The 18,183-nt window shown below is 61.4% G+C and carries 13 protein-coding genes; 3 read left to right on the plus strand and 10 right to left on the minus strand.

All coding sequences use genetic code 11. The features are described from left to right. Positions 1-121 precede the first annotated feature (121 nt). Together AWB67_RS14080 and AWB67_RS14085 are read left to right on the plus strand one after the other, a co-directional pair. Entirely contained in the window at positions 122-1,333 is a 1,212-nt protein-coding gene (locus tag AWB67_RS14080; RefSeq protein ID WP_087656868.1) for a putative DNA modification/repair radical SAM protein, read from the plus strand. Continuing rightward, on the plus strand, positions 1,333-2,745 hold the full coding sequence (locus tag AWB67_RS14085; protein WP_087656869.1) for a UdgX family uracil-DNA binding protein: 1,413 nt from the start codon (positions 1,333-1,335) through the stop codon (positions 2,743-2,745). Before AWB67_RS14080 ends, AWB67_RS14085 begins: the two co-directional genes overlap by 1 nt. A gap of 6 nt (positions 2,746-2,751) precedes the next feature. Here the strand turns inward: AWB67_RS14085 and AWB67_RS14090 are convergent, their stop codons facing one another. The 4 genes from AWB67_RS14090 to frc form a co-directional block, all read right to left on the minus strand. Beyond that, on the minus strand, positions 2,752-3,477 hold the full coding sequence (locus tag AWB67_RS14090) for a GntR family transcriptional regulator (RefSeq protein WP_087656870.1): 726 nt from the start codon (positions 3,475-3,477) through the stop codon (positions 2,752-2,754). Between the two features lie 79 nt (positions 3,478-3,556). Continuing rightward, the gene (gene oxlT / locus AWB67_RS14095) at positions 3,557-4,882 is read right to left on the minus strand and encodes an oxalate/formate MFS antiporter (protein WP_087656871.1); all 1,326 of its coding nucleotides are present in this window, start codon (positions 4,880-4,882) and stop codon (positions 3,557-3,559) included. 152 nt (positions 4,883-5,034) lie between these two features. Continuing rightward, positions 5,035-5,481 carry a PAS domain S-box protein gene (locus AWB67_RS14100; protein ID WP_087656872.1) on the minus strand — a complete coding sequence of 149 codons (447 nt, stop codon included), beginning with the start codon at positions 5,479-5,481 and terminating at the stop codon, positions 5,035-5,037. An 80-nt stretch (positions 5,482-5,561) separates the two neighbouring features. Next, positions 5,562-6,812, minus strand: a complete 1,251-nt coding sequence (gene frc / locus AWB67_RS14105; protein ID WP_087656873.1) for a formyl-CoA transferase — start codon at positions 6,810-6,812, stop codon at positions 5,562-5,564. Between the two features lie 304 nt (positions 6,813-7,116). Between frc and oxc the strand changes: the two genes are divergently transcribed. Next, entirely contained in the window at positions 7,117-8,856 is a 1,740-nt protein-coding gene (gene oxc, locus AWB67_RS14110) for an oxalyl-CoA decarboxylase (protein WP_087656874.1), read from the plus strand. Between the two features lie 115 nt (positions 8,857-8,971). Here oxc and AWB67_RS14115 read toward each other — a convergent pair whose 3' ends face one another. The 6 genes from AWB67_RS14115 to AWB67_RS14140 form a co-directional block, all read right to left on the minus strand. Beyond that, on the minus strand, positions 8,972-9,361 hold the full coding sequence (locus AWB67_RS14115) for a hypothetical protein (RefSeq protein ID WP_125477597.1): 390 nt from the start codon (positions 9,359-9,361) through the stop codon (positions 8,972-8,974). A gap of 192 nt (positions 9,362-9,553) precedes the next feature. Beyond that, the gene (locus AWB67_RS14120) at positions 9,554-11,206 is read right to left on the minus strand and encodes a cellulase family glycosylhydrolase (protein ID WP_087656876.1); all 1,653 of its coding nucleotides are present in this window, start codon (positions 11,204-11,206) and stop codon (positions 9,554-9,556) included. A gap of 55 nt (positions 11,207-11,261) precedes the next feature. Beyond that, positions 11,262-12,470 carry a hypothetical protein gene (locus tag AWB67_RS14125; protein ID WP_235025154.1) on the minus strand — a complete coding sequence of 403 codons (1,209 nt, stop codon included), beginning with the start codon at positions 12,468-12,470 and terminating at the stop codon, positions 11,262-11,264. 171 nt (positions 12,471-12,641) lie between these two features. Further along, the gene (locus tag AWB67_RS14130) at positions 12,642-14,942 is read right to left on the minus strand and encodes a polysaccharide biosynthesis tyrosine autokinase (RefSeq protein ID WP_087656877.1); all 2,301 of its coding nucleotides are present in this window, start codon (positions 14,940-14,942) and stop codon (positions 12,642-12,644) included. Positions 14,943-15,534: 592 nt separating this feature from the next. Further along, a complete protein-coding gene (locus AWB67_RS14135; RefSeq protein ID WP_235025155.1) occupies positions 15,535-16,434 on the minus strand; it encodes a glycosyl hydrolase in 900 nt (299 codons plus the stop codon). Between the two features lie 747 nt (positions 16,435-17,181). After that, on the minus strand, positions 17,182-17,676 hold the full coding sequence (locus AWB67_RS14140) for a hypothetical protein (protein WP_125477599.1): 495 nt from the start codon (positions 17,674-17,676) through the stop codon (positions 17,182-17,184). Between the last annotated feature and the right edge of the window lie 507 nt (positions 17,677-18,183).

An 18,183-nucleotide genomic window follows, 5' to 3' on the forward strand; every position in this document is an offset into this window, starting at 1 on the left:
GCTTTGCCCGTGCTTTTTGACTGGACAAAAAGCTGGCAGACGTATTGTTTGCAAAACCCTTTGCCTTCCCCCTGTAACGGCCCTAAGATACTGTACGCATATACAGTGAATGGCCGTAAGTATGGAGCTGTCTGAAAAACTCGAAATCCTCGCCGATGCAGCCAAGTACGACGCATCGTGCGCGAGCAGCGGTGCGCCGAAGCGTGAGTCGCGCGGCATTGACGGGCTCGGTGCCAGCACGGGCTCTGGCATTTGCCATAGCTTCACGCCCGATGGACGATGCGTCTCGCTGCTCAAGATTCTGCTGACCAACTTCTGTCTCTACGACTGCCAGTATTGCGTGAACCGCCGTTCGAGCAACGTGCCGCGTGCGCGCTTCACGCCCGAGGAAGTGGTCGATCTCACACTCGACTTTTATCGCCGCAATTACATCGACGGCCTGTTCCTCAGCTCGGGCGTGATCCAGTCGTCTAACTACACGATGGAGCAACTGGTGCGCGTCGCGAAGTTGTTGCGCGAGGAGCACCGGTTTCGCGGCTACATTCATCTGAAGACGATTCCCGACGCCGATCCGGAAATCATCGCGCAGGCAGGACGCTATGCCGATCGTCTCAGCGTGAACATCGAATTGCCCACGGAAATCAGCCTCGAAAAGCTCGCACCCGAAAAAAGCGGCCGCACGATCAAGCTCGCGATGGGATCGATCCGCGTCGCGCAGGAAGAGGCGGAAGCCGAACCGCGCGCGCCGCGTTTCGCGCCCGCCGGGCAGAGCACGCAGATGATCGTCGGCGCCGATGAAACCGACGACCGCACGATTCTCGCGACCGCCGAAACGCTGTACGGCTCATATCGGTTGAAGCGCGTGTATTACTCGGCGTTCAGTCCGATTCCCGACAGTCCGTCCGCCGTGCCGTCGAAGGCGCCGCCGCTCCTGCGCGAGCATCGGCTGTATCAGGCGGATTTTTTGATGCGCGGCTATGGCTTCGCGGCATCCGAGTTGCTCGATCTGCCCGGCAACCTGCCGCTCGACGTCGATCCGAAACTCGCGTGGGCGCTCGCGCATCGCGATCGCTTTCCTGTCGATCTGAACATGGCGCCCGTGCGCGTGATCGCGCGGGTGCCGGGCATCGGTATGCGCAACGCGAAGCGGCTCGTCGAGTTGCGTCGTTCGCGGCGCATTCGCTATGCGGATCTCGCGCGGCTGCGCTGCGGCATGGACAAGGTGAAGCCGTTCGTCGTGACGCAGGATTATCGGCCACCGTTGCGCGAAGTGTCGTCGGATCATTTGAGGCGCGCGCTGTCGGCGGCGCCGGTGCAGCTTTCGCTGCTGTGATGACGACGCTTGCCATCGACGACGATTTCGCGTCATGGCGCGCGGCGGCTTTGAACGCGTTGGCGCAAGGGCTCGAACCGGAAGCGATCGAATGGCGCACGTCGCAGACGCATACGTCGCTGTTCGACACTGCGCCCACGCCGATTGACAGAAATGCACCGGCGATCCGCGTCTCGAAGGAACTCGCGTCGCTGCTCAAGGAAGCCGCGCGCTTTCGCGACGATCAACGCTGGAGCTTTCTCTATCGTGTGCTGTGGCGCTGGACGCACGGCGATCGCGCGGTGGCATCGGCGGCGGACGAAGACGGCGCGCGCTTGCATCGCATGGCGAAAGCGGTGCGCCGCGCGCAGCACGACATGATCGCGTACGTGCGCTTTCGCAAGCGCGATCCCTCGCTTGGGTCGCCGGAATACGTCGCGTGGTACGAACCGGATCACGACGTGCTCGAATGGGGCGCGGAACACTTCGCGCAACGCATGGGTAGATCGACGTGGATGATCACGACGCCCACGGGCGCCGCGATGTTCAACGGCGAGACGTTGCGGCTCGAACGGCGCGCCGCGTTCGCTGCCGATCACGTGAGCGATACGCCCGACGCCGCCGAAGCGCTATGGCTGACGTATTACAAGAGCACGTTCAACCCGGCGCGGCTCAACGAAGACGCGCTCGAACTGCACATGCCCGTACGCTTCTGGAAAGGGCTGCCGGAAGGCGCGCTCATTCCGAAGATGATCAGCGATGCGAAGAGTGGCGCACGTCGCGTGGCGCAGGCAAGGCACGTCGGCGCGCTCGGCGGCAAGGCGATTCCCGTCGATGCGAGCGAAGCCCAGCCGGAACGCGATGCGCCCACCTCGCTCGATGACTGCCGCCGTTGCGATCTGTGGCGCAATGCAACGCAAGCGGTCGCAGGCAGCGGAAGCGAAGGCGCGCGCATCATGCTGCTCGGTGAGCAGCCGGGCGATCAGGAGGATTTGAAGGGCGAGCCGTTCGTCGGTCCGGCAGGCCAGTTGCTCGACGATGCATTGCGTCGTGCCGGACTGCCGCGAGGCGATGTCTATCTGACCAACGCGGTCAAGCATTTCAAGTGGGAGCCGCGTGGCAAGCGGCGTCTGCACAAGACGCCTGGCCAGCAGGAAGTCGATGCATGCCGCTATTGGCTCGAGAAGGAACTGAGCACGGTGGATGCGCGCGTGATCGTGACGTTAGGCGCCACCGCGCTCAATGCGCTAACGGGCAAGCGCGCGAGCCTGCAATCGCACATCGGCCGCGCGGTGCCTTTCGGCGACAAATGGATCGTCGCGACGTATCACCCGTCGTATGCGCTGCGGCAGAACGACGACGCCGCGCGCGAGCGCACGGTCGCGACGATCGTCGCTGCGCTTGAAGAAGCGCATCGGCTGGCGGCGCGCTGAAAAAGGTCAGTCGAGCGTCACGCAATTCACCTCGACAAAAGCAGCAAGATCCAGCGAATGCCGCCGCACGATCGCTTCGGCAAGCTCGCCGTCACGTGCTTCGAGCGCATCGATGATCTCTTCGTGATCGGTGATAGAACGTGACGCGCGGTCGCTTTGCGAAATCGTATGCCGGCGGATCGCGCGGACGTGGGCGAAGATCGTCGAGAGCGTTTGCAAAATCATCTCCGACTTCGACAACTCCACCACCGCCTGATGGAACGCGATGTTCGCATCGGAATAGTTGTCGATATCGTCGGCGGGGGAGTGGTGCTGGAAGTTGTCGAACATCGCGCGCAATGAGGCGATCTCATCGTCCGAAGCGCGTTCGGCCGCAAGCCGCGCGGCCATGCTCTCGAGCGCAGCCCACAGATGGATCATTTCGATGATCTCGCGGCGCGTCTTGCGCATGATGTACACGCCGCGCCGCGGCACCGTGCGCAGGAACCCCTCCTGCTCCAGCAGCGTGATCGCCTCGCGCACGGGCGTGCGGCTCACGCCGAGCGCCATTGTGAGCTTGCGCTCGTCGAGCCGGATTTCGTGCGACGAGCCGTAGATGTCGGCATCGGCGATTGCCTGGCGCAGCTGCGTGTAGGCCTGCTTGCGCAGCGGCGCGGTCGCGTCGATCGGTTCGAGCCTGCTCGCGATCTCGAGAAACGTGCGGTCTGTCTGTTCGTCGAAGGTCTCTGACATGTGGTCTTGTTCCTGCATGGATTCCGATCGGGAGACCCTGCACGCCGCGCACCAAGCTTGAAAGTGCGCGGCGCGTTTTTCAACGTCCCGATGACGATACCGGGCTCGCTTCCGTTGCTTCAAAGCGCGAGTTCTCGTAAAGCAGCGCGGTGTTCGTGATCCAGCGTTTTCTCATCGGCGCGAGGATAAACTTGGCCGAGACCGCCGCCGCGATCGAGATGCACGCCGCGCAGATGAACACGGCGTTCCAGCCGCCGACCGCCGAGAGCAGCGACGCCACCGGCACCAGCATCGACGCCGTGCCCTTCGCGGTGTACAGCGTGCCCGCGTTGGCGGCGGCGTATTTGCTGCCGAAGGTATCCGCGCAAGTCGCCGGGAAGATCGAGAAGATCTCGCCCCAGCACAGGAAAATCATCGCAGCGAAGAACATGAAGAGATACGGATTGTGGCCGAACCACATCAGGCCGAGCAACGCCGCGCCTTCGCCGAGGAAAATCACGAACATCGTGTTCTCACGGCCGAAGCGGTCGGACAGGAAACCGCACAGCGGACGCGTGAAGCCGTTGCAGAGGTTGTCGATCGAGAGCGTCATCGTGAGGAGCGGCAGCGTCACGCCGATGATGCTCACCGGCAGGTTCGCGAAGCCGAACTCCTTGGCGATCGGACCGAGTTGCGCCGTCGCGATGATGCCGCCCGCCGCGACAAACACGAACATCAGATAGATCACCCAGAAGAGCGGGGCGCGCACCATCTGGTTCGTCGTGTAGTCGATCTTCGAAGCCGCAAGCCGTTTGGGGATCACCACGTTCGCGGGCGGCGCGGGCCGTACGAGGAAGAGCGCGAGCGCGAAGATGCAGATGCCCTGGAAGATGCCGAAGAACATGAACGTGTGCTCGTAGCCCGAGCTCTGGATCATGTTCGCGATAGGAATCACCGTCACGGCCGCGCCTGCGCCGAAGCCTGCAGCGGTCAGGCCCGCTGCGAGACCGCGCTTGTCCGGGAACCACTTGAGTGCGTTGCCGACGCACGTGCCATACACGCACCCCGCGCCGATACCCGCGACCACCGCGCCGACATAGAGATGCACGAGCGTCGTCGCGTGCGCATCGATTACCCAGCCGAGCGCCGCGCAGAGCGACCCGCCGATCACGACGGGCCGCGGGCCGAACTTGTCGACGAGCCAGCCTTCGATCGGCACGAGCCACGTTTCAGTCACGATGAAGATGGTGAATGCGGTCTGGATCGCGGCCTGGCCCCAGTGGTTCTTCGCGTCCATCGGAACGACGAAGAGCGTCCATGCGTATTGAAGATTAGCGACGAGGCCCATGCAGATGATGCCGATCGCAAGCTGGGCCCAGCGGTTGTGGCTTTTGGCCGCGCGTAGGGGTGAATAGGTGTTTGCCATGTCTGTGCGTCTCCAAGGTCGACCAGAGCTGTACTCTGGTCCCATGCAATTTGCATTGTTGCGCTCGATCGGCGCCTTTTATGCGATGGATATTTGTGTGACGAGTCCTCGTGTTCCTGTGGTCGGAGATAACGCGGCAGTCGGGTAAGTCCTTAACCCGCCGTCTTCGCTTCGAGCTCTGTAATACGTTTGCGCAGTTCGCGCTCTTCCTGGAAACGCGTCGTTTCATCGCGAATCACCGCGACGATGCCGCTCACCTTGCCGTCCGCCGAATGCAGCAGCGCAACGGTGAACGCGATCGACATCGAGCGGCCTTCCTTGCCGATGGCGGGCACGCGCAGCACGTCGTGGCCGTAACGCGTCTCGCTGGTGGCCATCGTTTTTTCGTAGCCGCTCCAGTGCCGTCCGCGCAGGCGTTCGGGGATGATGATGTCGAGGGATTGACCGAGTGCTTCTTCTTGCGTGAACCCGAACATGCGTTCGGCGGCGGGGTTCCAGAGGATGATCGCGCCGCTTGCATCCGAGATGACGATGGCGTCGCCGATGGCGTCCACGAGCTGGGCGGTATCGATGGCGCTTTGTGAGGAGGTGCTGTTCATATTGGAGTCGCCTTTCTGGTGCTGCCGATGCTCTTACATCGCGCCCGGCCGGAACGTGCGTTCCGGCCGGAGTCCTTGCGTCAGACCGCTTGGGCCTCGCGCAGGCGGGCGATGTCCTCGTTGCTGTAGCCGAGGCTTGCGAGCACTTCGTCGGTATGTTCACCGAGCAGCGGCGATGCCGTCACTTCCGGCTTCAGGTCGGAGAACTTGATCGGGCTACCGACCGTCAGGTACGTGCCGCGCTCCTTGTGCGCCACTTCGGTGATCGTGCCGCTCGCGCGCAGCGACGGATCGTTGGCGATTTCCTTCATGCTCAGCACCGGGGAGCAGGGGATGTCGAACTTGCGCAGGATGTCGACCGCTTCGAACTTCGTCTTGTCGGCGAGCCATTGCTCAATCGTGTTGAAGATGTCGAAGATATGCGGCTGGCGCGCTTGCGGCGTCGCGTAGTGCGGGTCTTCGATCCATTCCGGCTTGCCGAGCGCGCGGCAGATCGGCGCCCAGGCGTGGCCCTGGATCGTGAAGTAGATGTACGCGTTCGGATCGGTTTCCCAGCCCTTGCACTTGAGCACCCAGCCCGGCTGCCCGCCGCCGCCGGCATTGCCGCCGCGCGGCACGACGTCGCTGAATTCGCCGTGCGGATACTGCGGATACTCTTCGAGGTAGCCGAGGCGGTCGAGGCGCTGCTGGTCGCGCAGCTTCACGCGGCACAGGTTCAGCACGCTGTCCTGCATCGATACGGCAACGCGCTGACCCTTGCCCGTCTTCTGGCGGCCCATCAGCGCCGTCAGGATGCCGATCGCGAGGTGCATGCCGGTGTTGCTGTCGCCGAGCGCCGCGGCGCTGACGGTCGGCGGGCCGTCCCAGAAGCCTGTCGTCGATGCAGCTCCGCCCGCGCATTGCGCGACGTTCTCGTAGACCTTCAGGTCGTCGTAGTGGTGACCGTCGCTGAAGCCCTTCACGGACGCCACGATCATCTTCGGATTCAACTCGCGGATCGTGTCCCACGAGAAGCCCATGCGGTCGAGTGCGCCTGGACCAAAGTTCTCGACGAGCACGTCCGATTCCTTGATCAGCTTCGTCAGCACTTCCTTGCCTTCCGGCTTCTTGGTGTCGAGCGTGAGGGACTTCTTGTTGCTGTTGAGCATGGTGAAGTAGAGCGCGTCCACATCCGGAATGTCGCGCAACTGGGTGCGCGTCACGTCCCCGGAGCCGGGCCGCTCGACCTTGACGACGTCCGCGCCGAACCAGGCGAGCAACTGCGTGCAGGCCGGACCCGCTTGAACGTGCGTGAAATCGATGATCTTGATGCCTTCCAGCGGCTTCGTCATGGCTTCTGTCTCCTGACAGCTTTGGTTGAATGGGACTTCCTCAAACGTTTCGACTTCTCCGACGCGTTACCTACATCACGCGACCTCCGGGTCGTCGCTGGGGCATCCGGTCGGAATCCGTTTGCCTTCGTGTGATATACAATATTCCATGTGTGATATTCAAATAATCAACGTTAACCCGACTAGGGTTTCCCGTACGACTCGAAACTCGACAAATCTCGCCGCTGTGATAACTTGCAAATACTGTGTGTGTAATACTGTATATCACCACGAAACTACAACACCCGGCCGACAAGGAGACGTCATGGCAGATGTGCTTGAGATCACGCCGCAGGCAGCGGAAGCAGTAGAAACGCAGCAAACCACGGACGGGTTCCACCTCGTCATCGATGCGCTGAAGTTGAACGACATCGACACCATCTTCGGTCTGGTCGGCATTCCGATCACCGACCTCGCCCGCCTTGCGCAAGCGGAAGGCATGCGCTTCATCGGCTTCCGGCACGAGCAGCACGCGGGCAACGCGGCCGCCATCGCCGGTTATATGACGAAGAAGCCGGGCATCTGCCTGACCGTCTCTGCGCCGGGCTTCCTGAACGGCTTGACCGCGCTCGCGAACGCGACGACCAACTGCTTCCCGATGATCCTGATCAGCGGATCGAGCGAACGCGAAATCGTCGACCTGCAGCAGGGCGACTACGAAGAGATGGACCAGTTGAATGCCGCGAAGCCGTACGCGAAGGCCGCGTATCGCGTGCTGCATGCGGAAGACATCGGCATCGGCGTGGCGCGGGCGATTCGCGCGGCCGTGTCGGGACGTCCCGGCGGCGTGTATCTGGACTTGCCGGCGAAGCTGCTCGCGCAGACCATCGATGCCGTGAAGGCGCAGCAGTCGCTTATACGCGTGATCGATGCCGCACCGGCGCAGTTCCCCGGACCGGAGTCCGTCAAGCGCGCGCTCGATGTGCTGAAGGGCGCCAAGCGTCCGCTGATCCTGCTCGGCAAGGGCGCGGCCTACGCTCAGGCCGACGCGGAAATCCGCGCGCTGGTTGAAAAGACCGGCATCCCGTATCTGCCGATGTCGATGGCGAAGGGGCTGCTGCCCGACACGCATGCGCAATCGGCATCGGCGGCGCGGTCGTTCGTGCTTGCTGAGGCTGACGTAGTGCTGCTGATCGGTGCGCGCCTGAACTGGCTGCTGTCGCACGGCAAGGGCAAGACGTGGGGCGGACCGAAGAAGTTCATCCAGGTCGACATCTCGCCGACCGAGATCGACAGCAACGTCGCGATCGCGGCGCCGGTGATCGGCGATATCGGTTCATGCGTGACGGCGCTGCTCGGCGGCATCGACGCGAACTTCCCGAAGCCGCCCGCCGAATGGACGAACGCGATCACGGAGCGCAAGAACAAAAACCTTGCGAAGATGGCTGCGACGCTCGACAAGAACCCGTCGCCGATGAATTTCCACAGCGCCCTGCGCGCGATCCGCGACGTGCTGAAGGAGCGTCCGGACATCAACGTCGTCAACGAAGGCGCGAATACGCTCGACTACGCGCGCAGCATCATCGACATGTACCAGCCGCGCAAACGCTTCGACTCGGGCACGTGGGGCATCATGGGCATCGGCATGGGCTTCGCGATCGGTGCGGCGGTGACGAGCGGCACGCAGGTCGTCGCGATCGAAGGTGACAGCGCGTTCGGCTTCAGCGGCATGGAACTCGAAACGATCTGCCGCTATGACCTGCCGGTTTGCACGATCGTCTTCAACAACAACGGCGTGTATCGCGGCACCGACGTGAACCCGACGGGCGGCAAGGACGTCGCGCCGACAGTGTTCGTGAAGAACGCACGTTACGACAAGATGATCGAAGCGTTCGGCGGCATCGGCTACCACGCGACGACGCCGGAGGAACTGACGAAGGCGCTGCAGGAAGCGATCGCATCGGGCAAACCGACGCTCATCAATGCGGTGATCGATGAAGCGGCCGGCACGGAGAGCGGTCGTTTGACGAACCTGAATCCGCAGAGCGCAGCGATGAAGAAGTAAGTTTTAGAGGCCGTCGATTCTTAAAATTGCCGGCCGCTGAATAAAACTAAAACGGCCTGCATTTCCGATTTCGCATCGGACATGCAGGCCGTTTCAATTTGCGGTGTAAAAGAATTCAGCGCGTGCGATTAATAAGGCCGCGCGTCTCCTGAAACGCGATGCCCGCATACAGCTCGGCCCATTTACCGAGCAGCGTTTGATCGTGAGTCAGGAAAAGCGGCGCATTCGTCCAGGCGGTAACCTCGCGGCCGGAGCGTGACATTTCGAAGACACGCAGGTCTTCATCGACGCTGACACCGACGCTCACTAAATCCTCGAACGAAGCGAGATCGTCGAAATCGACTTTATGCGGCGGCGTGTTGTAAAGAACGGCTAATGCGTTGCGGATTTTACGTGCGGCGTGATCGCGGCTCGGGGCCGACACGAACACGACACCATCCAAAGGACTATGCGCGATTGCCCGGTACAGGTTCCGTTTCCACGGTGTATCTGGCTTCATTTTCATTGAATTACCTCCGGCTCGATGGGCGGGAGACCCTCGGAATGGATCGCCGGCAACTGCGTCGACGCCGCTCCATCAAGCAATTTTCGGACACGCTTCGGTTTCTAATCGCTAAAAACCTCTCTTGCCTGCAAGTCCACGCCGTTTTCGCCGCTCGCCATGCACGCAAGCGGCGATCGCATTATCACGCGCTGCTCATTTACCTGCTGATATCAGATACTTCGGCAGCGATCCGAGTTCCCACTGGAAGCCATCTTTGACTACGACCGTCGATGTCGCACCTTGCCAGTCGCGCTGCGTGTAGGTGCCGGGCGGGATCGGAACCGCGGTCGGGCTCGCGTTCGCATCGGTATCCGTCTTCCAGCCGACGATGACCTTATCGTCAGAGCCGTACTGATACACCTTGATATCGCCTCTGTCGACCAGCGCGTGATCCCACTTTTTGGTACCAATGGTTTTCATCAGCACCGCAGCGGCAACATATGCAGGCTTTGGCGACAGATCGAGACGCACCAGCCCGAAGTTGTGTTCCTTTTCGCTCGGCTTCAGGCCGTCGTCCACGAAGTCGTACCAGATCACCGCCTCTACCGCGTCGAAGCGTCGCGAGAGCAGGAACGTGCGCGCGACGTAAGCCGCCTGCCGCTGCTCGCTCAAGCCCGCCGACGACGGGCTGGACGGCCAGCCGATCTCGGTGATCCACAGCTTCAGCTTGCCTTCGCCGGGCTTAGGATTCGCCTGGGTCATGCGCGCGAGATGCGGCCAGACGTTCGGGACGTTGACTCGCCCGAGCGGCGAACCCTTGGCGCTGTAGCCGACGTCCGGGTCGGACGGCGACATGTACGGATGGATGCTGAAGCCGTCCTGGTAATCGAGCGCGCCCCGCTTGATGAGCTCCGCGATGCAGTCGCCGCCCGGGCCGCCGCCCGCACCGCCGCCGCCGCACGAGATGACGTTGGCGTCGGGGCTTTGCGCCTTGATCGCGGTATAGACCGGCTTGAGCAGCGCGACGTAGTTGTCGTAGCCAATCTTCGCAAACGCGGGCTCGTTCCAGATTTCCCAGTTCTTGACCTGCTTGCCGTAGTACCCGACGATCTTCTGTGCATAGCGCACGAAGAGGTCACGTTCCTGCTGCGTTTGCGGAAAGCGTTGCGGTCCCTTGAACAGGTTCGGGTAGGCGCCCGTGTTGCCGTAGTCGAGCACGATCAGCGGCTTGAGGTTCATCTTCACCGCTTGCGCGACGTAGTCGCCATAGTTGCCGTTATCGGGCGGGAATGTGAATTTCCCCGCCGTCTTTTCGACCTCGCCCCAATACAGTTCGTCGCGAATCCACGCGAAGCCCGCGCGCTTGATGAGCGGCAGAACAGCCGCTGCCGAGCCCTTGCGCTGCCCGAAGTGCGTGACGACGCCGGCATCGGGAAAAGCGCTGTTGCCCGGCGTGAGCGCCGCGATGTTGATCTTCAGCGAATCGCTTTCGGCGCCGCTTGCCGAGACCAGTTTCGTGTCGAGCAGGAACAAGCCGTAGTTCGGCAGCGCGACGTTGAACGACACCTGTCCGTTGCCCTTCTCGCCGGTGGCGGGCGCCTGGAACGTCGTCACCGCGGTGCTCGAAGGATCTGCGTTGGCGTCGTAACGATAGAGCGTCGCGACGACCTTCGCGCCGGCCGTGGCACTTTGCGGCGGCACCTGGACCGTGATGCGCTTGGTTGTCGCGCCATCGACGATGAGCGCGCCCGGCGGATTGAGCACGCGCATCCCGGAGTCGGCGGCGAAGGCGAATTGCGTGGCGAACGTCAGCGCGGCGCAGGCGATCAAGCGCGGCACGCCGCGCGTGGTGAGGAGCGCAGGCATCAAGCCTCCTGGTTTTACGTCACGGGATGGAAGAGAAAGCGGAGAGCCGCGACGTTCACTTGCTTTCGATGAACGCCGCGCTCGCCGCTCGTGGGCGGAACCGCCGCACGGGCGTACCCCGCGCGCGGTCCTGCCACGCGGCCTGCCTGCGTTCGGCGACGTACGCCGTGAAGCGCGGCCAGTAGAGCAGCAGGTAGCCGAGCGGGACGAACGATGTCACGGTGGTGATGCTCACCGTCGACGAGATCAGGAGGAACAGCAGCATCACGAAGCCGTTGCCCGCCGTGAACGCGACGACGCCGAACAGCAGTACCGCGCTGAAGATGCCCATGTCCGCGATCGACGCGGGCAGGCCCGCGAACGGCACGCCCGCGACTTCCATGTCCGACTCGATCAATCGTATGTACGGTAAATACTTGTAGTGCTTGAGGATGTCAGGCGCGCTGATGCCGAACATCAGGTCTTCGAGACGCGCATCGACCATGAATGGATAGCCGCCGAAGCGGTGACCGAACGTCTCCGAGTTGAAGAAGACGTGACTCGCCATGAACATCGACAGCAGCGTGACAGCTACTGCGAACGATACGAACACGACGAGCGGATGCGTCGTGCGCAGCGTGTTGCGGAACGGGTAGAGCGCCGCGAACACGAAGAGCAGCATCGACGACTTCGAGAAGCTGATCACGAGCCCGACCGCGTAGAGCGCGACGACCTTCTTGTTGATGCGCGGTTCCGTCATCAGATACACGACGAGCGATGCCACCAGCAGCGACGAGAAGAACCCCGCCTCTCGCGAGAAGCCCGACACGCGCGCGAAATAGAACACCTCGAAGAAGTTCGTGTATGCGGCGGTTCCGTACGAGCCCCAGATCGCCTGGGCGACCTGCCTAGGGCCGAGCGCCATCGCGAGACTCGTATTGACGTAGTAGAGCACGAACTGCAGCATCGCAAAGACGACATTGATCCCCATCCACAGATGCAGATAGGCGATGCGCCGTTGCATCGAGTACATGAGATAGCCGATACAGATCGCGATCGATACGACCCGCACGGCCACCGACGGCGATCCCAAAAGACTCACGACGACGGCAACGGCGAGCGGACCGCTCCAGCGCCGCACCGTGCTGGCGAGAAAGCGCGTGAAGTCGGGGTCGAAAAACGGGATGAAGAGGTAGAAGTAGATCGTGTAGCCCGACACCTGCGGATTAAAAATCACGCAGGTGAAGAACATGTAGAACAACATCGAGATCATGCGTGGATACATTGCTCTCTCCGGACACACTCGGCGGCTGTCCATTGGCATGTTTCGTTCATGGTCGCGTGCGGCGCTGCTGCACATGCGCTTGTCATGCTGCCGCCAGCGAGGGGACGCTCGCTGGCGCTTCTGTCACGCTGGCCGCTTTTGCCCGTCGACGACGGGCAGGGAACGAGCTTTTCAAGCATCGAGCGGCGGCTGCGGGTTCGGCGCGTACGCGCTTGCATACGCATATGTGCGCTTCTCGCTGCGACGCTTCGGCACGGCGTTGAAGATCACGCCCGCGATACGCGCGCCCGTCAGATCGAGACGCTTGATCGCCTGTTCGAGTTCGCTCTCGCTCTGCGCGCTCGGACGCACGACCACGACGGTCGAGCCGGCATTCGCCGCGATCATGTTGGCATCGCTGACCGCGAGGACAGCCGGTGTATCGATGATGACGAGATCGTATTGCGGGCAGAGGTATTCGAGCAGCAGCGGCAGACGCGTGGTCGACAGCAGCTTTGACGGATTGGGCGGGAAGCGTCCCGATGTGATGATCGAGAGGCCAGGCACGCCGCCCGAGCGGATCGCCTGATCGACTTCCATATGGCCCGCGAGCACTTCAGCGAGACCGCCCTTGCCGGACTGTCCGAAGATCGACGCGACGCGGCCGCGGCGAAGGTCGCCGTCGATCAGCAGAACGCGCTTGCCGGACTGCGCATGCAGTACCGCCAGATTCGAGGCGACGAAGGTCTTGCCGGTTCCCGGCGTCGCGCCTGCGACGGCGAGCACGTTGTTACGAGCGCGCTCGATGTCGAGCAGGAGCGACGCACGCACCGCGCGCAGCGCTTCGACCGCCATGTCGCCCGGACCGTCCGCGGACAGCAGGAAGTGCGCCGTGTTCGCCAGCGCCTCGCTTTCCGAGTCGTCGCTCAGGACGCCGCGCGGAGCCGGGCGGCCCTTGCCGGCGAGCAACGCCGCCGGGGTGAGCGAGCGATCGAGACGCGCCTGCTCGCTGCTGAAGCTGACCGCGCCGAACACCGGCAGATGCAGATGACGCTCGACCGTATGCGGGCTTTCTACACTACGCGACAACTGGTTGCGGAAGAACACGAACAGCACGCTCAGGACCACGCCCGCTGCAGCACCGCCCGCGATGACGAGCGGACGCTTCGGCTTGGCCGGCTCGGTCGGGTAGATCGCGGAATCGATGAGATGCACGTTGCCGAGCGTGCCGGCGCGCGTGACGGCGAGTTCGCTCGCTTTCTCGCGCATCGCGACGTAGATGTCTTCGGCGACCTTCGCGTTACGTGTCAGGTCGACGAGTTTGCGCTCCGATACCGGCAACTGGCCGAAGCGCTTGTCGAAGGCCTTCTTCTGCGCGTTGAGCGTGGCAAGCTGCTCGTCGATCGTCTGCACTTCGCGCGTGCCAGGTGCAAAGCGGCTCGCGACCTGCGTGCGCTGCATCTGCAGCGTCGCGATCTGGTTCTCGATGCCGATGCTGCCTTGCAAATACGACGAAGCTTCCGATCCCGGCTGCATCGAATTCGACGACATGCGGTATTGGCTCAGTTCCGTCTCGGCGCGCTTGAGTTCGGTTTCGAGGCGCGGCAATTCACCAAGGATGAAGTTGCGCGTCAAGCTTGCTTCCTGACGATGCTGGTCGATGTGCGACGCGATGTACGTCTGCGCGATCGCATTGGTGATTTGCTGCGCGAGCTTCGGATCGTCGTTTTCGTAGAGGATCTGCACGACGCCCGAGTCCTTCGCCGACTCCATCACCTTCAGCTTCTTGAGGAAGCGCTCGACCGCCTTGTACTCGCTATAGCGAACGATAGAGAACTCGGTGCCCGGACGCGCGGCAAGGCGATCGATACGGATGGACGTGCCATCCGCACTCGCCATCAAGCCGACGGTGCCCTGCACCATCGTGTTGCCTGCGGGGTCCGATAGCTGATAGGCGCCGCCCGGCATCACACGCAGTGAAAGCTCCTTGTTTTGCAGACGCGCAGGGACCTCGAGCGAACCGATGCCCACCTCCTCGCCGCCCCATGCGAACGACTTCAGGCCGAGGATGGCCGGCAACGGCTCACCGGGCGTCGAAAACAGATTCGTGATGCGGCCGAAGAACGGCATCTGGTTCGGCGTGACGAGTACGTCCTGCTTGAACTGCTTGATCACCGGCAAGAGCACGGTACGGCTCTGGATGATCTGGATTTCGGCGTCGGTCGGCAGCGCCGACGGGATGATCTGCTGCTGCGCCTGGGTATTCACGCCGAGTGCGTTCGGGTTCGGATAATCTACTTTGACCAGAGCGTCCGCCTGAAAGCTTGGCGTGGCGAGAAACGCGTAAAGGGTCGCAGCGCCCGTCACCAGGACGACGATCATGATCACGAGCCACACGTTATCGACGATCAGCTTCCACAAATCGCTTGCGGAAAATCCGTCGTCTCTGCTGCGCACAGGGACTGGATCGAAACCAAGAACTGGTGTGTTCATCTGACGCTTTCCTCATTTCGTTCGGAGAATCGGTACACGGGTATCCGCATGCCGCGCCGGAACGCCGAAAGCCCGACGCCACGCTGGTTGCGATGGCGAGGGCCTCTTGGACGTTGACGGCGATGCAAACCTGACGGCGCTGTAAAGCGGCACAGCTTGCTTGTTGTCTGCTTGCGCAGTGACGATCCACGGAACGAGGACGCGGCACTGGCAGTGCATGCCTACATTCACGTTTCGTTAAGTCATCGTACGTACGGTAGCGCACACGAGGAAAGATCCGGCATAAGCGCTAGGACCGTATTCACACGCAAACATTAGGATTTGTAATTGGACTTGACTGATGTTTATCTACGGGCATCAGTAAACGCGAAATTAATGCGAGATGCGTGGACGCATCTGGGCGCGCTTGGCGTCGCCGCAAGGGAAATTTTTTTCGTGGGAGCGTGTAAAGCAGGAGGGGAGTCACGCCGCACGCTCGTGCTAAAGACGATTACAGGCGCGCCTTTAATACGAGCATAGCGACTATTACAGCGGTTTCAAGGAAAGTTGCTGTAAGGCCGGGAAAGTACTACCGACCCTGGTGACCGTTTGATTAAACCGGATTGGCGCGAACGAAGTTCTTGTAGGCCGAATAAGCGGGATTTTTCGTGCGGCCATCGGCCTCGATCAACCCATAACTTGCATCGATCACGCAATAAAGCATGATGCACTGGATGTTGTACTTGTCCTTGATGGACTTGTATTGCTTCATTGCGCTCGTGACGTAGTCCGCGGCAGACTGAGCCGAGTCTTTCGAGCCGGACCAGCCGAATTCCGTCAGCCAGATCGGCACGCCGAACGAGTCCTTGAGGATCTGCAGCACGTCGATCGACGCGGTGCGACCCGCGCGCTGGATGTTGTACGAACTCTTGTACCAGTGATACGTGGTGAAGTCCCAGCGAGTCTTCAGCGCGCCGCCGGAGCCGTTCGCTGAACCGTTCGGCGAGATGCCGTTCCACAGCATCTGCAAGGCGCGGTACGCCATCGGGATGCCGACGTTTACGCCGCACTTGATCGAAGAATCGACCGACTTGACGCCCGCGATCATGCCGCGGATAACGCCGCGAAACGCCGGCCAGTAGGCGGGATTCCAGTCGGCCGAGCTGCTGCCGTCGCCGCCGATCTTGAGGCCGACCGTATCGAGTTCGTTACCGCACTCGATATATTTCACGAGACCCTTGAGCGGCTGCGTGCACTTCACTGCCAACGCGTAGCCGAGCTTGTAGGCCGTGTCTTCCGAGCCCGCCTGGTTCCAGCCGGCCGAACGCGGGTTGATCACAGGCATGATCGTCACGCCGCTGTTCTTGAAGGCACCCTTCAGCGCACTGGCGACGGTCGTCGCCATGCCGGCATCGGCGACGTCTGCGCGATACACGGTCACGCCGAGGTCCTTGAGGATCGCCAGTTGCGATTGCGCTGACATCGAGTTGTAGATGCCGCTGCCCCATGCCATGTGACCGTTCATGCCGTAGAAGAGCTTTTGTGTCGTGGCAGCCTTGGCCGTCGACTCAAGATCTACTGCGTCTTTAGCGGTGGCATCGGCCAGATCGCTTTCAGTACCACCACCACCACACGCGGCAAGGGCAAGACTACCGGCACCAGCGCCCATGGCAGCGAGAAATTTTCTGCGTGGAAACATTTCTGCGCACTGCGATGCGGTTTCCGGCAAATCTTGCGTCTTGACGAGTAGGTTTGTGGTTGGCATAGGTAAGTTATTACTGGGTTAATCACGGCACGCAGTATATTCGGACCATCAAGCCATCTCCTGTAAGTGGATGTAACAGTCAGACGATTAGGGAAATTGTTCCTAACTAATATCGTATGAGCTAAATTTATTTCCGATCGTTGAACGTATGAGCATGCACGTCCTTGGTGTTTCCCCTTGATAAGCGACTAAAAAGTGCATGAATCTGCCTATCATTTCGAAAGTTAAAACGGGGTCATGGCTAGCTTCGGGAGGAATGACGTGCAGGCGCATGCTAAGACGGCAATAGCGCACTGTGTTTAGCGGACATCAGGGAGAGTGCGTGGAGCACGTCGTTCGGGAATTGCCGACGTGTCTTGGGAGGTGGGCTTTTCTACTGCTCGCCCAAGGGGCGGTGCTAAGGGAAGCGCGCAAGCCTTGGCTTCGGTGTCACAGAATCATCAACACACGTCGCCCGGGCCGCGAGCCACGACCGGCGATGCAACAACCGGTGTTTCATTCGTCAGTTCGACTCGACTCCCCAATCGTGATGACCTGGCCCTTCGGCGCATTTGAACCGTTGACGCGCACGAGTGAGACCACATAGTCGCGTGAACCGGTGGCGCCCATCTTAAGGAGCGCCTCGGTAGCAGGAAAATCGAGCGTCGCCGAACCATGATGTGCGGCCCCGGCGATTTCGAACGGCCCGAGCGTGCCGATGAAATTGCCCGAGCGTACCGAATCGAGGTCCGCGTTTTCCGGAAGGTTCACATAGACGTTATAGAAATAGCCGCCGCCGGCACCCAGCCCTGTCAGCGAGATATTGTCGAATACGATGTTCGCAGACTTGTATTGCCCCGCTGACGCACTCGCAAGCGCCCGGTCCGCGGCGGACAATCCGTTCGCTGCCGCCGAATAATTTTCCGTGGTCGCGGAGAGCAGGTCCTGCACCGGCTTAAACGAGCTTGCCTCCGCCGGCACACGCGCGCTGATTGACTCTTCTCTCAGCACGACGCCCTTGACCCCGCCGATCGCGCGCCGGCTCCCGCTGCATAGATTTACTAATAAATCGACGGCGATAGGCCCATGCCGCGCATGAGTGAGCCGACCGTGCAGGCGCTATCGGCCAATGCGCGCCGCGGAATCTTTACGCTCGATTTGAGTCATTAAGGTTTGCGCTTCAGCGTGGCGTGTGTATCTAGCACGGTGCGCAAAAAGAGATCGTGCGTCCGCGCTTGTTGTACGACGAAAGTACTTTGAGCGACGTACCTTTCGTCATGCCTTGTCGCACACGCGGGCGACGATATGTCAGGTGAATTGAATTTGCTGCGGAAGTAAATATGACATCGTGTCAGATGTATTACGGCGACTTACGTGCTTTCTCGCCAGATCGGCGGGCACTAAGGAATCGACCGACACGTAACGGCCAAGCTGGCTGTGAAGCCCCGCCAAACGCCGCACTAGGTGTGAGGACATCGTCGTTGCAATCGATTTCCTGAGCGAAATTAACTTCCTTGC

This window comes from Caballeronia terrestris, assembly GCF_001544515.1.
In the GTDB taxonomy this organism is placed as follows: domain Bacteria; phylum Pseudomonadota; class Gammaproteobacteria; order Burkholderiales; family Burkholderiaceae; genus Caballeronia; species Caballeronia terrestris.